The organism is Kitasatospora sp. NPDC056731 (assembly GCF_040687675.1).
Lineage (GTDB): Bacteria > Actinomycetota > Actinomycetes > Streptomycetales > Streptomycetaceae > Kitasatospora.
Genome location: NZ_JBFBNR010000023.1, coordinates 81305 through 94889 on the forward strand (window position 1 = coordinate 81305; position 13585 = coordinate 94889).

Genomic DNA, 13585 nt, shown 5'->3' on the forward strand with positions numbered 1-13585 from the left:
CCCTCCCAGCCTACGGGGCTGGGGTGACAATCCGGCTCCGTCGCCCGGGAAGATCCGCCTCCAGGGTCACCAGGGCGTTGGGGACGGTCCCGTACCGGGCGGCGTGCGGGCGGTGCGGGCGGTCCTGGTAGCCGTCGAGCAGCAGCCGGTTGCGGTTGAGGCAGAGCCGGTCGATCCGCGGCCGGAACAGGTCGAACAGCTCGAAGCGCTCGCCCAGGCCGGGGAAACGGTCCTGGTAGCGGCGGATCTCGGCCCGCAGCAGGGCCCAGAACTCGGCCTCGGGCAGTCCGGTCTGCGCCTCCAGCAGCGGGGCGAGGTAGCGCAGGACGCCGATGAACAGCCCGGAGTGGAGGAACTGGCAGAGCCCCTGCGGGCCGTCCCGCAGCAGGACGTCGTCGACCTCGGCGGGCAGGTCGCGCAGTTCGGGCAGGTCCTGGTCGCTGAGGTTGACGTCGTCGACGAAGTCCTTGACCGCGAGCCGGGTCGGCGCGTCGTGCTCGTCGAAGACGACGATGGCGTTCTCGCCGTGCGGGGAGAAGACCAGCCCGTACCGGTAGAGGAAGTGCAGCAGCGGCGGCAGCACCGCGCCGAACAGCCGGCCGGTCCAGGCGGCGGGGGTGAGCCCGGAGCGGGCGATCAGTTCGGCGGCGAGCGCCCGGCCGTCGGAGCCGGTCTGCAGCAGGGCGGCCAGGGTGCGGGCGCGTTCGCCGCCGGCCAGGAAGGGGCCGAGCGGTTCGCGCCAGATCGCGCCGAGGAGTTCCTTGTACTGGTAGGGCGCCTCGGGCAGCTCGCGGTAGAGCGGGTGGTCGACGGTGACGGAGGCGATCTCGCCGAGCAGGATCACCCGGCACTCGTCGCGCAGGTACGGGTCGGCGTCGCGCAGGCCGTGGATCCAGGCGGTGACGGCGGGCGCGGCGAGGGTGCGTTCGGTGGGCAGGCCGCGCCAGACCAGGGTGTTGAGGACGGACAGCGGCAGTTTGACGGTGCAGCGCTCGGGGTGGGCGGTGTTGAAGAAGGAGCGGATGGACTGCTGGGGCAGCCGTGGGTCGCCGTCGGAGGGCAGCGGGACGATCTCGCCGGAGGCGATCCAGGGCGCGAACAGCGGGACGATCGTCTCGTCCCACTGCCAGGGGTGGACGGGCAGCAGCAGGTAGTCGGCGGCGGCCGGGCCGAGGGCGGCGCGCAGCGCGTCCGGGTCGTCGAGTTCGCGGGCGTACAGCTGCTCGGGCCGCTCCAGGCCGGGCACGCCGCGGTACTCGGCGAGCCGGCGGTGGACGGCGATCCAGGGCAGCGGGCGCGGGGTGCGGGCCTCCGGGGCCCAGCGGGCGGCGTCGGTGGCGGAGAAGCCGATCCGGCCCTTGTTGGGGACGATCCAGGGGTGGCCGTCCTGGCGGCCCTCCAGGGCGGGGTGGTCGAGGTCGGCGAGTTCGGCGGCGGTGAGCGCGGTGGCGAGCTGGTGCGCGTCGGCGGTCAGGGTGGCGGTGAGTTCGCGGATCAGGTGGCCGGTGGTCTCGCCGCGCAGGCCGAGGGCGTGCCGGGCGTGCGGGAGGAAGCGCAGCGGGTCGAGGCCGTCCGGGTCGGAGCAGCGGACCGACTCCGGGTCGACCCGCCAGCTTCCGTACGCGCCGCGGCGGGCGGTGAAGCGGTACTCGGCCTCGGGCAGCCAGAGCAGGTACTCGCCGTCGGCGGCGGCGCGGACGGGGGTGAGCAGTTCCTCGTAGGCGAACTCGCCGAGCATCTTGGCCAGCAGGGTGCGCCCGGCCCGCCGCCAGTGCCCGGCGGTCAGGTGCGGGGGCAGGTACAACGGCGGTTCAGCGGCCGACGGTTGCGGCACGGGTCAGCTCCTGGGGACGGGGGATGGCGGGGGTGCTCTCGGTGGGGGTGCCCTCGGCAACAGCCGCGGCGGCGCCCGCGGCAGCGCCCGCCGGGGCGGGGGCGGTCCCGGGCGGCGCGAAGCCGGTCCAGGCGGTGCGGGCGGGCAGCCGGTGGACGGTCCGGCCGGTGACGGCATTGAGGATCACGGCGGCCCGGTGGGCGCCGAGCCCCAGGTCGGGGGCACCGACGCCGTGGGTGTGCAGTTCGGCGTTCTGGACGTAGAGGCCGCCGGTGAGTTCGGGCCGGGTGGCGACCCGATGGTCGAGGTCGACCCGGTAGCGCCCGTCCCCGTCCCAGTCGATCAGCCGGGCGAGCGGTTCGAGCGCGGTCGGCCGGGCGGCCCGGTAGCCGGTGGCGAGCACCACGGCGTCGGTGCGCAGGACGTGTTCGACGCCGGAGTCGCCGTGCCGGCAGTGCAGTTCGAGGCCGCCACAGGGGCCGGGGCGGGCTTCGGTGACGGCGGTGCCGGGGGTGATGTCGACCGGGGCGGTGTCGATCGGGCGGCCGATGGTGCGTTCGTAGAGGTGGTCGTGGATCTCGGCGAGGGTTTCGGCGCTGGCGGCCTTGTGCAGTTGCCACTGGGCGGCGACCAGCGCGTCCCGGACGGCTTCGGGCAGGCTGTGGAAGTAGCGGGTGTAGTCGGGGGTGAAGTGCTCCAGACCGAGCTTGGAGTACTCCATCGGCGCGAGCGCCCTGGTCCGGGTGAGCCAGCGCAGCCGGACGCCGTCGCCGTCGTGGCGCCGGAGCAGGTCGAGGAAGACCTCGGCGCCGGACTGCCCGCTGCCGACCACGGTGATGTCCCGGGCACCGGCGAGGTCGCCGCGGCGGTCCAGGTAGTCGGCGGAGTGGAAGGCGCGCGGGTGGCCGTCGAGGGCGGTGAAGGCCTCGGGCAGGACGGGCCGGGTGCCGACGCCGAGGGCGAGGTTGCGGGCGTGCACCTCGGTCCGCCGCCCGGTCGCGGTGTCGGTCAGCTCGGCCCGGAAGTGCGGGGCTTCCCAGTGCAGGGCGGTGACCTCGGTGCCGAAGCGGCAGTTGGCGAGCCGTTCGGCGGCCCACCGGCAGTAGTGGTCGTACTCGCGGCGGGGCAGTTGGAAGCGCTCGGCGAAGTAGAACGGGAAGAGCCGGTCCTGGTCGCGCAGGTAGTTGAGGAAGGACCAGGGGTTGGTCGGGTCGACGAGGGAGACCAGGTCGGCGAGGAACGGCACCTGCATCCGGGCCCCGTCCACCAGCATGCCGGGGTGCCAGCGGAACTCCGGGCGCTGGTCGCAGAAGAGCGTGCGCAGGCCGGGGACGGGCGCGGCGAGCGCGGCGAGCGAGAGGTTGAAGGGGCCGATGCCGACGCCGAGCAGGTCGTACGGCGGCTGGGGTGCTGGGGTGTCCACGGGGGTGTCCTAGGCGACGAAGGGGACGCGGGCACGGACCATCAGGGCGGCGCGCTTGTCGGGCAGGTCGAGTTCGGTGTCCAGCCGGAATCCGGCCTGTTCGAAGGCCCGGACGGAGCGCCGGTTGCGGACGTCCGGTTCGGCGACGACCCGTTCGCAGCGGGGCCGTTGCCGCAGGATCCGCTCGGCGAGGGCGGCCAGCAGGACGGCGCCGAGGCCCCGGCCGCGGCTCTCGGCGGGACCGATCAGGAGGTGGACGCCGGTGTCGTGCGGCCGGGCCGGGTAGTGCCGGGCGAGCGGGTCGAGGTCGGCGCGGTAGACCTCCCAGTAGCTCGTCGGGACGCCGTCGAGCAGGCCGAGGCAGGGCACGCTGCGGCCGTCGCCGTCGAGTTGGGCCCGGAGGTGCCGTTCGGTGGCGTCGGGCGGCCCGGCGAGCTGCCAGAAAGCGGCGATCTCGGGGTCGTTCATCCACCCGGCGAGCAGGTCCAGGTCGGTGGGCAGCCGGACCGGGCTGAGCCGGAACTCGCCGGCCGGGGTGGGGATCGCGCCCCATCCCGGCGGGTCGTCGAGCAGGCTCATGCGCCCGCCAGCGGGTTGGGGATGTCCACGTAGACGGACTGGGTGGCGACCGGGCCGACCAGTTCGTCCAGGCCGTTGATCCGGGTGAGCAGGTTGGCCTTGCAGGGCAGGGTGGGCGCGTCGAGCAGCAGCCCGGGCAGCGCCGAGCCGGTGGCGGCGGCCCGCGGGCCGGCCAGGAAGCGACGCAGCCCGGCCAGCAGCACGGTCTCGTCAGCGAGCCCCTGGCTGCCGAAGGCACCGACCAGGCCGAGGACGTGGTTGATGCCGAGGTAGTAGGCGAAGTGGTGGTCGATCACCTCGTCGGGCAGGAAGGTGTCGCTGTGCTCGCCGAGCCCGGGCAGCCGCGCGGTGAGCCGGTCGGCGGCGCTCTCCCGGTAGTAGTAGCCCTGGTTGTCGCGGTAGCGGCCGCCGCTGGGCCAGCCGTCGGCGTCGAGCAGGACGAGGCTGTTCTGCTGGTGCGCCTCCAGGGCGATGCCGGCCGTGCCGTCCAGCCAGAGGACGGGCAGCACGACGGCGTCCAGGTAGCGCAGGAACCATTCGGCGGCGACGGTCCGCAGCGGGCGGCCGCAGCGGACGGCGAGCGCCCGCAGGGTGTCGCCGAGCCGGGACGGCACGGTGTCGCCGGTGCCGAGCGGCTGTTCGGCGACCAGCCCGGCGACGCACAGCGCGCGGTCGGCGGGGGCGAAGGGCTGGGCGCGCAGCACGGTGTCCAGGCCGCCCGGGTCGCCGAGGGCGGGGTGGTCGACGCCGATCCAGGCCGGGTCGCGGACGATGTCGAAGCCGGGGTGGGCGCGGTGCCATTCGGCGGCCAGGCCGCTCTCCAGCAGCCGGTGCACCTCCAGGCCGCGGTGGAGTTCCTTGCGCAGGTTCTCCCGGCGGGAGTTGGTGATCCGCAGGCCGAGCGAGAGCTTGAGCATCCAGGGGGTGCCGGGGCGGTAGACGGTGCGCACCGAGGAGGTGGGGTGCCAGGGTTCGCCGGCCGGGCCGAGGTCGTGCAGCAGCCCGTCGGCGAGCAGGGCGGCGACGGCCGGGCGGTGGGCGAGTTCGCGGGCCTGCCAGGGGTGCAGCGGCAGGGCGGCGGTGCCGGGCGGCAGGGCGGCGTGGTCGCCGAGCAGGTCCGCGGTGATCCGGTCGGCGCTGTCGGTGAGGGCGGAGCCGGCGGCGAGCAGGTCGCGGTGGACCGCGTACCAGTGGAGTTGGAAGGAGCCGTGCAGTTCGGGCGAGTAGGCGGCGCTCTGGGCCGGGCCGAGGCCGTCGCGGCTCTTCGGGGTGGGGTGCAGCGGGTGGCCGAGCAGCAGGGACTGTTCGGCGGCGAGGAAGTGCGAGCGTTCCGGGCCGCCGACGGGGGCGGTGGTGCGCCGGTGGGCGAGGATGTCGGCGGTGCGGACGACCGAGTCGGCGACCCGGGCGGCGAGGTCGGCGACCTGCCCGGGGTCGGGGCGGTCGGCGGCCGCGGCGGCGAGCAGCGCGGCGGTGGTGACGGCGTCCACGGGGGCGTCGGCGGTGCCCTCCCCGGCGGAGAGGACGGCGGGGCCGAACCGGTGCCAGCCGCCGGGCGACCAGTAGCGGACGGGGGCGGACAGCCGGGCGGCGCCGCCGAGGACGGCGATCCGCAGCCGGCCGTCGGGGCCGGGGCGGGCGCCGGTCTCGCGCGTCCAGCAGCGCAGCAGGGCTTCCAGGGCGGCCTGTTCGGCGGCGACGGCGGGGTCCGGGTGCAGCAGCGGATCGGGCTCGGCCGGCCGGTCCGCGTGCAGCAGCGGGGCGGGCGGGGCTCCGGTGAGGGCGGTGCTCAAGGCTGCTCCTTGGGGCGCGTGGGGGTGCGGACGCGCGCGGGTGGTGGAGAGGATCGGCGGGCGCTCGCACCGTCGCGTCAGGTAAGGGTTACCTATCCCTGACGGGTGATCACAAGGTCGGCTCACTCGTCCGGGTGAAGATCGGGGATTGTCCGCGTCCGGCGCGCGGGGCCCTGCTGGGTCGGCGGGCCGATCGTGGCCACGTCACGGATCGGTGACCTCCGGTCAGGGCCGCAACCCGGGGGGCGGCCGCCGCCGTCCTGGTGACCGGTGGAAGACTCCACAGCGGCGAGTCGCCGCACGACAGCCCGATCGAGCACAGGGGGAAGCGCACACATGCCATCGATCCACCGGTCAGCCATGGCCGTCGCCCTCGTCACGGGGACGCTGCTCGCGGCGAGCGCCTGCGGGCCGGACGGTCCGGCGGGCGACGGAGGCGGCAGCGCCGCGCCGCCGCCCGCGTCCAGCACCGCCGCCCAGGGGGGCGGCGTGATCGGCGGGATCACCCTCCCGTCGGGCATCCCGACCAGCCTGCTGGAGGGCCTGCCGAAGTCCTGGGACGACCTGAAGAAGTGGAAGTTCGAGGACTGGGACTCGTGGGCGTCCAAGCACGTCTTCAACAACCCGGTGGTGAAGGACTTCTGGAACCCGGACAAGATGGGCGACTCCAAGCCCGCCGATCCGGCCCCGCCCACCGCCAAGCCGGCCGCCGACAACGGCGTGACGGACCCGGACCCGCCGGTGGTCAAGGCCGTGCCGGTGCCCCGCCCGTACACCAAGCAGCCGTCCGGGAAGGTGTTCTTCAGCGCCCAGGGCGGCCGGGGCAACTGCTCGGCGACGGTGATCACCGACCCGCAGCACCCGGGCAAGAGCAATCTGGTCTGGACCGCCGGCCACTGCGTGCACGCGGGCAAGGGCGGCGACTTCTTCAAGGACCTGGTCTTCGTGCCCGCCTACAACAACTCGGGCGCCTCCAGCGGCGGCAAGAAGGCCCCGCTGTCCGAACTGGCCCCGCTGGGCACCTGGTGGGCCGACCTGGTCACCACCTCGCCGCAGTGGATGGTCGAGGGCGGCGGCACCGGTGACGCCGCGAACCAGTACGACTTCGCCGTCATGCGGGTGCACAACCAGAACGACTCCGGCAAGTCGCTGGAGGAGACGGTCGGTTCGGCCGTCCCGGTCTGGTTCGACGCCCCGCGCGACAAGATGTCCGTCGCGGCGGTCGGCTACCCGCTCTACAAGCCGTTCGACGGCCAGGAGCTGTACAAGTGCGACGGCGGCAAGCCGACCCGGCTGTCGTTCGACGCCAAGCGCCCGTCGATGCTCACCATCGGCTGCAACATGACCCAGGGCTCCAGCGGCGGCGGCTGGTTCGCCACCATGCCGGACGGGAAGACCGCCCTGGTCAGCAACACGTCCATCGGCACCGAGGACCACACCTCGCTGAGCGGCCCGTACCTGGAGACGGTCGCCAAGCAGGCGCTGGACTGGATCTCCAAGAAGCCGTAGGCCCTTTCCGGTCGGACCGGACCAAGCCGTACGGGCGGCGGAGGCCGCCCCCGGGGGACGATGCAGCATGCCGAAGCACACCGGCCGCGGACCGCGGCGCCGATCCGGGCCGACCGGCGCCGCGGTGCTCGCCGTGCTCGCGCTCGCCGCAACCGCCTGCGGGCCGGACGGCTCCGGCGCCACGGCGGCCGCACCGCCGCCCGCCCTCCCCACGTCGGCCCCCACCAGCCTGGGCGACCTGACGGGCTGGAAGGTGGAGGACTGGGCCCGGTTCGTCTCCGGCAGCGGCTTCGCCAACGAGGTGGCCCCGGGCTTCTGGTCGACCACCCGGATGGCCGCCGCCAAGGGTCGGCCCACCCCGGAGTACCCGCTCACCGCCGCACCGGACGACGGCCGGCCGGACGCCCCGCCCGCAGCCGTCGCGGCCACGCCGCAGCCGCACCCGTACGGCCCGGCCACCGCCGTGGTCGGCCGGCTCTTCGTCACCACGCCCCAGGGCGACGCGGCCTGCTCCGCGACGGTGGTCTCCGACCCGGCCAACCCGGGCCGCAGCAACCTCGTCTACACCGCCGCGCACTGCCTGCACGACGGCAAGGGCGGCGGCTGGCTGCGGAACATCACCTTCGTGCCCGGTTTCAACCGGGACGGCCAGGCGGCCCGCGGCAAACCGCTCACCGAGCAGCAGGCCGCCCCGTACGGCCGGTGGGCGGCGGTGCGCGCACTGGTGTCGCCGACCTGGCTCGGGGAGGGCGGCGTCGGCGCCCACCACCAGTACGACTACGGGATCATCCGGGTGCGCGGCGAGGGCGGCTCCGGCGCGTCGCTGGAGGAGGCGGTCGGCGGCTCGGTCCCGGTCTGGTTCAACGCCCCGCGCGAGCAGATCGGCTCGGCGGCCGCCTACGGCTACCCGACCGATCGGCCGTTCGACGGCCTGGAGCTCTCCCGCTGCGAGCCCCCGGTCCCGCCGGCCAGGCTCTCCCCCGACCGGAGCCGCCCGCCGATGTACGTCACCGGCTGCACCGTGACCGGCGGCTCCAGCGGCGGCGGCTGGTTCATCACCAAGGACGGCAAGCCCAACCTGATCAGCGTCACCGCGATCGGCAGCCGCAACCCGCCCGGGTACCTGGCCGGCCCCTCGCTGCAGGACCAGGCGAAGCAGGCCTTCGACTACTTCGCCAAGAACGTGAAGTAGCCCGCACGCCCACACGGCCGCACGCCCGCAGGCCCGCACGCCCGGACGAGCCCCCGGGCGGACCCCGGAACGGACGCCCCGGCACCCCGGACGGGCACGCGAAGGGCCCCCGGACGCTCGCGCGATGCCCAGCGGCATCACGGTCACGTCCGGGGGCCCTTCGTCGGCCCGACGCCTCAGACCTGCAGCGCCACCGCGTAGCGCTCCAGCTCGGCGGCCAGCTCGGCCGGCACCTTGGCGTGCAGCAGCGTGCCCTCGCCGGTGTGCTCGGTGCCGAGCAGCTCGCCCTCGGCGTGCACCCGGGAGACCAGCCCGCCCTGGGTGTAGGGCACCAGGGCCCGCACCTCGATCGCCGGGCGCGGCAGCTCGTCGTCGATGAGCTTCAGCAGCTCCTCGATGCCCTCGCCGCTGCGGGCCGACACCACGATGGCGTGCGGCTCGCGGCGCAGCAGTCGCTGCAGCACGTGCGGGTCGGCGGCGTCCGCCTTGTTGATCACCACGATCTCCGGCACGTTCTGCGCGTCGACCGAGACGATGACCTCGCGGACGGCGGCCAGCTGCGTCTCCGGCTCGGGGTGCGAGCCGTCGACCACGTGCAGGATGAGGTCCGCGTCGGCGACCTCCTCCATGGTCGAGCGGAAGGCCTCGACCAGGTGGTGCGGCAGGTGCCGAACGAAGCCGACGGTGTCGGCCAGGGTGTAGAGCCGCCCGCTCGGGGTCTGGGCCCGGCGCACGGTCGGGTCCAGGGTGGCGAACAGGGAGTTCTCCACCAGGACGCCCGCCCCGGTGAGCCGGTTGAGCAGGGACGACTTGCCGGCGTTGGTGTACCCGGCGATGGCCACCGACGGCACCTGGTGGCGCTTGCGCTCCTGGCGCTTGGTGTCGCGGCCCTTCTTCATCTCGGCGATCTCGCGGCGGAGCTTCGCCATCTTCTCGCGGATCCGGCGCCGGTCGGTCTCGATCTTGGTCTCACCGGGACCACGGGTGGCCATGCCGCCGCCGGACGAGCCGGCGCCGCCACCACCCATCTGCCGGGACAGCGACTGACCCCAGCCGCGCAGGCGCGGCAGCATGTACTGCATCTGCGCGAGCGAGACCTGCGCCTTGCCCTCCCGGGACTTGGCGTGCTGGGCGAAGATGTCCAGGATCAGGGCCGTCCGGTCGACGACCTTGACCTTGACCACGTCTTCCAGGTGGATCAGCTGGCCGGGGGTGAGCTCACCGTCGCAGACCACGGTGTCGGCGCCGGTGGCCGCGACGATGTCGCGCAGTTCCTTCGCCTTGCCGGAGCCGATGTAGGTGGCCGCGTCGGGCTTGTCGCGGCGCTGGATGACGCCGTCCAGCACCTGGGAGCCGGCCGTCTCGGCGAGGGCGGCGAGCTCGGCCATCGAGTTCTCCGCCTCCTCCAGGGTGCCGTCCGTCCAGACGCCGACGAGCACCACGCGCTCCAGGCGGAGCTGGCGGTACTCGACCTCGGTGACGTCTTCGAGTTCGGTGGAGAGGCCGGCGACGCGGCGCAGGGCGGCACGCTCGCTGCGGTCGTACTGGTCGCCGTCGTAGTGGTGGTGGCCGTGGCCGCGGTCCTCGTCGATGGCCGCGAGGTCCTCGTCCATGAGGGCTTCCGCCCGCAGACCGTTCAGGCGGCGCGGGGCGTCGGCGTGGTCGCGGGTGTCGGACGTGGAGGTCATTCTGTCCTTTGGTCGCTGGTGCGGATGGCCTGTGGGGACCGCCTTGTGCGGTCCCACCCGGAGTCTGCCCAGCTGCCGCCCCGGTTACCGCCGGGCGAGGTGAGCTACCCCTCAGGTCCTCGAGTGCCGTCGGGGCTCCTGTGCCCTGAGAACGCCGTGGACCGGCCGTGAATTCCCCATGATGGTCCCACGCCCGGCGCGGACCGGTCATCCCCATTTTCCCCGGGGTGGCGGGCCCCGCCGGTGTCCGGGGCCTGCGGCCGGCTGACGTCGTACACCCCGGAGACCTTGAGCATGGCCCGCATCAGCGCGGGCAGCGCGGCCGGCTCGGGCAGTTCGACGGTGTAGGTGTGCCGGACCCGCAGCTCCTGCGGCGGTTCGACCTCGGCCGAGACGATGCCGACGTCCTCGGCGGAGATGGCCGCCGTGAGGTCGGCGAGCAGCCGGGGCCGGTTGAGCGCCTCGGCCCGCAGGGTGGCCCGGTGGCCGGCCGCCGGGGTGCCCTCCGGCCGCCAGCGGACCTCCAGCTCGGCGCGCCCGGCCGCGCGCATCCGCTCCCCGGCCGGGCAGCCGGTGCGGTGCACGGCGACGGCTCCGCCGCGGATCGGGTAGCCGGCCACCTCGTCCGGCGGCACGGGCGTGCAGCAGCGGGCCAGCCGGACCGGCGCCCCGGGCCGGCCGGCCACCGCGACCGGGGCCGGCCGGCGCTCGGTGGTGCGGTGCGCGGGCGGGGCGGGCTGGCCGCTGGAGGGGCCGGTACGCACCGGCGGGAGCCGGGCCGGGTGGTCGGCGAGCCAGCGTTCGATGGCCAGCCGGGCGGCCGGGGTCCGGGCGTGCGCGAGCCACTCGGGCGCGGGCCCGGAGGGTTCGGCGGGGCGCGGTCCGTCCTCGGTGAGCACGGTCCCGGTGGGCACGGCCTCGGTGAGCACGGCGAGCAGGTCGCCGTCCTGCAGGACGGTGGAGAGCGCGGTGAGCCGGCCGTTGACCCGGGCCCCGATGCACCGGTGGCCGGTCTCCTCGCCGAGCAGGTAGGCGGCGTCCACGCAGGTGGCGCCGGCCCTCAGCTGAAGCGTTTCGCCGCTCTCCGTCACGACGGTGATCTCGCGGTCGCCGGCCAGGTCGGCGGTGAGCGCGGACCAGAAGGCGTCCGGGTCGGGCGTCTCCTGCTGCCACTCCAGCAGCCGGCTGAGCCAGCCGGGCCGGGCCGGGTCGGTGCGGTCGAGTTCGTCGGCGTCCTGGACGGCGCCGGCCGGCTCCGGGTCGCCGAGCGCGACCACCCCGGTCTCGGCGACCTCGTGCATCCGCCGGGTGCGCACCAGCACCTCGACGACCGTGCCGCCGCTGAGCGCCACGGCGGTGTGCAGCGACTGGTAGAGGTTGAACTTGGGGGCGGCGACGAAGTCCTTGAACTCGCCGGGCAGCGGCGTCCAGCAGGTGTGCAGTTCGCCGAGCACGGCGTAGCAGTCGGCGTTCTCCTCGACCACCACCAGCAGCCGCCCGAAGTCGGCGGGCTGCGGCCGCTGCGGCCGCCCGTCCGGGCCGGGCGCGGCGGCCCGCTTGAGCAGCACCCGGTGCAGCGACACGCAGTGCCGGGGCCGGACGGTGACCTCGGCGGTCACCCCGGTCTCGGACAGCTGGCGGGCCAGCAGCCGGGCGAAGGGGGCCAGCTGGGTGTCCGGCTCGCCCTCGTGACCGGCCATCAGGGCCCGGGTGCGGGCGTGCTCCTCGGGGTGCAGGGTGGCGAAGACGATGTCCTCCAGCTCCGCCTTGAGCACCTGGATGCCGAGCCGTTCGGCCAGCGGGATCAGCACGTCCCGGGTGACCTTGGCGATCCGCACCTGGCTGGCCGGCTTCATGTGCCGGATGGTGCGCATGTTGTGCAGCCGGTCGGCGAGCTTGATCACCATCACCCGGACGTCGTCGCCGGTGGCGACCAGCATCTTGCGGAAGGTCTCGGCCTCGGCGGCGGCGCCGAAGTCGACCTTCTCCAGTTTCGTCACCCCGTCGACCAGGTAGGCGACTTCGGGCCCGAAGCCGGCGCTCACCTGATCGAGCGTCAATTCGGTGTCCTCGACGGTGTCGTGGAGCAGCGAGGCGACCAAGGTGGTTGTCCCGGCGCCGAGTTGGGCCAGGATCATGGTGACGGCGAGCGGGTGGGTGATGTACGGCCCGCCGCTCTTGCGCTTCTGGCCCCGGTGGCTGGCCTCGGCGAGCCGGTAGGCCCGGGCGAGCAGGCCGAGGTCGGCCTGCGGATGGTGCTCGCGGTGGACTCGGACGAGCGGTTCGAGGGCGTCCGGGACGGGCGGCCGGCCGGTGGCCAGCAGGGCGGCCCGCCCGGCCCGGCCGAGCGCGGCCCGGCCGAGCTCCCCCAGGGGCCGCCTGGCCCCGGCTTGCCGTGCGGACGTCGGCTGCCCCGTCAGGGACTGCCCGGCTTCGATGGTCATCGGCGCACCTCCGGCAGCGATCACCGGCCGCCACCCCGCCGAGGGGCGCCTTCCCGGTGGTCCATGCTACCGAGCAGAGCACGTTCCGCGATGCCTTGCTTCCCGTCCGCGACACGCGTCACTCGAACGGGCGGATTCACCGCCGCGCGAAATGGGCAAACCGGGCCGTCAGCTGCCCGAGCCGCGCCCCAGACGTGTCAGACACGCCCCAGTTCGGCCCACCAGCGGGCGTCGATCTCACCGGCGGCCACGATGACCGCCGGGCCGGTCTTCTCGATCCGGCCGTCCGGGTGCTCGGTGATGACCAGTCGGCCGCCCGGCACGTCCACGGTGTAGGTGGCCGGCTCGCCGGTGACCGCCGGGTCGACGCCGTCCCGGCGGATGGCGGCCACCGCGACGGCGCAGGTGCCGGTCCCGCAGGAGCGGGTCTCGCCGGAGCCGCGCTCGTACACCCGCATGGCGACGTGCCGCGGCCCGCGGTCCACCACGAACTCGACGTTCACGCCCTCCGGGTAGGCCCCTTCGGGGCTGGTCAGCGGCGCGGCGAGCAGGTCCCCGGCGTGGTCGAGGCTGTCCACGAAGGCCACCGCGTGCGGGTTGCCCATGTTGACGTTCAGCGCGGGCCAGCGCCGCGCGCCGACCGCGACCTCGACGCCGTCCGGCCCGGGCAGCCGGGCCCGGCCCATGTCGACGGTGACCTCGCCGGGCGTCCCGTCCCCGGCGTCCTCGGCGACCCGCACCGTCCGCACCCCGGCGCGGGTGGCGACCGCGAACTCGCCGGGCTCGGCCAGGCCGGCCTCGACCAGGTAACGGGCGAAGACCCGCACGCCGTTGCCGCACATCTCGGCGATGCTGCCGTCGGAGTTGCGGTAGTCCATGAACCACTCGGCCCGGTCGGCCTGGTCCGCGGCGGCCGGCTCGGCGGCGGAGCGCACCACGCGCAGCAGCCCGTCCCCGCCGATGCCGGCCCGCCGGTCGCACAGCGCGGCGACGGCCGCGGGGCCGATCTCCAGCGCGCCGTCCGGGTCCGGGACGATGACGAAGTCGTTCTGGGTGCCGTGCCCCTTGAAGAAGGGGACGCCGACCGGCTGCGGGGAGGATGCGCTCACCCTCCCGATGGTAC

The 13585-nt window shown here is 74.7% G+C and carries 9 protein-coding genes; 2 read left to right on the forward strand and 7 right to left on the reverse strand.

Features of this window, described 5'->3' with window-relative positions; genetic code table 11:
* Positions 1-10: 10 nt before the first annotated feature.
* From AB0R04_RS23730 to AB0R04_RS23745, 4 genes are read right to left on the reverse strand one after another with little or no spacing between them, the layout of a single operon-like run.
* Entirely contained in the window at positions 11-1834 is a 1824-nt protein-coding gene (locus tag AB0R04_RS23730) for an IucA/IucC family siderophore biosynthesis protein (RefSeq protein WP_363374342.1), read from the reverse strand.
* Entirely contained in the window at positions 1812-3257 is a 1446-nt protein-coding gene (locus tag AB0R04_RS23735) for a SidA/IucD/PvdA family monooxygenase (RefSeq protein WP_363374344.1), read from the reverse strand. Before AB0R04_RS23735 ends, AB0R04_RS23730 begins: the two co-directional genes overlap by 23 nt.
* Positions 3258-3266: 9 nt before the next feature.
* On the reverse strand, positions 3267-3836 hold the full coding sequence (locus AB0R04_RS23740; protein WP_363374346.1) for a GNAT family N-acetyltransferase: 570 nt from the start codon (positions 3834-3836) through the stop codon (positions 3267-3269).
* Complete coding sequence (locus AB0R04_RS23745) at positions 3833-5593, reverse strand: IucA/IucC family protein (RefSeq protein WP_363374431.1); 1761 nt, start codon at positions 5591-5593, stop codon at positions 3833-3835. The genes AB0R04_RS23740 and AB0R04_RS23745 overlap by 4 nt, the downstream gene beginning before the upstream one ends.
* Positions 5594-5965: 372 nt before the next feature.
* Here AB0R04_RS23745 and AB0R04_RS23750 point away from each other — a divergent pair, with 372 nt between their 5' ends.
* Together AB0R04_RS23750 and AB0R04_RS23755 are read left to right on the forward strand one after the other, a co-directional pair.
* The gene (locus tag AB0R04_RS23750) at positions 5966-7138 is read left to right on the forward strand and encodes a hypothetical protein (RefSeq protein ID WP_363374349.1); all 1173 of its coding nucleotides are present in this window, start codon (positions 5966-5968) and stop codon (positions 7136-7138) included.
* A gap of 67 nt (positions 7139-7205) precedes the next feature.
* Positions 7206-8330: a hypothetical protein gene (locus AB0R04_RS23755; protein WP_363374350.1), complete on the forward strand. Its 1125-nt coding sequence runs from the start codon at positions 7206-7208 to the stop codon at positions 8328-8330.
* A 176-nt stretch (positions 8331-8506) separates the two neighbouring features.
* Here the strand turns inward: AB0R04_RS23755 and hflX are convergent, their stop codons facing one another.
* From hflX to dapF, 3 genes are all read right to left on the reverse strand, one after another.
* Positions 8507-10018 carry a GTPase HflX gene (hflX, locus tag AB0R04_RS23760; RefSeq protein WP_363374353.1) on the reverse strand — a complete coding sequence of 504 codons (1512 nt, stop codon included), beginning with the start codon at positions 10016-10018 and terminating at the stop codon, positions 8507-8509.
* A 104-nt stretch (positions 10019-10122) separates the two neighbouring features.
* Positions 10123-12462 (reverse strand): HD domain-containing protein, encoded by a 2340-nt coding sequence (locus AB0R04_RS23765; protein ID WP_363374355.1) that lies wholly within the window; start codon positions 12460-12462, stop codon positions 10123-10125.
* Between the two features lie 197 nt (positions 12463-12659).
* Positions 12660-13571 (reverse strand): diaminopimelate epimerase, encoded by a 912-nt coding sequence (dapF, locus tag AB0R04_RS23770; RefSeq protein WP_363374358.1) that lies wholly within the window; start codon positions 13569-13571, stop codon positions 12660-12662.
* Positions 13572-13585: the final 14 nt, after the last annotated feature.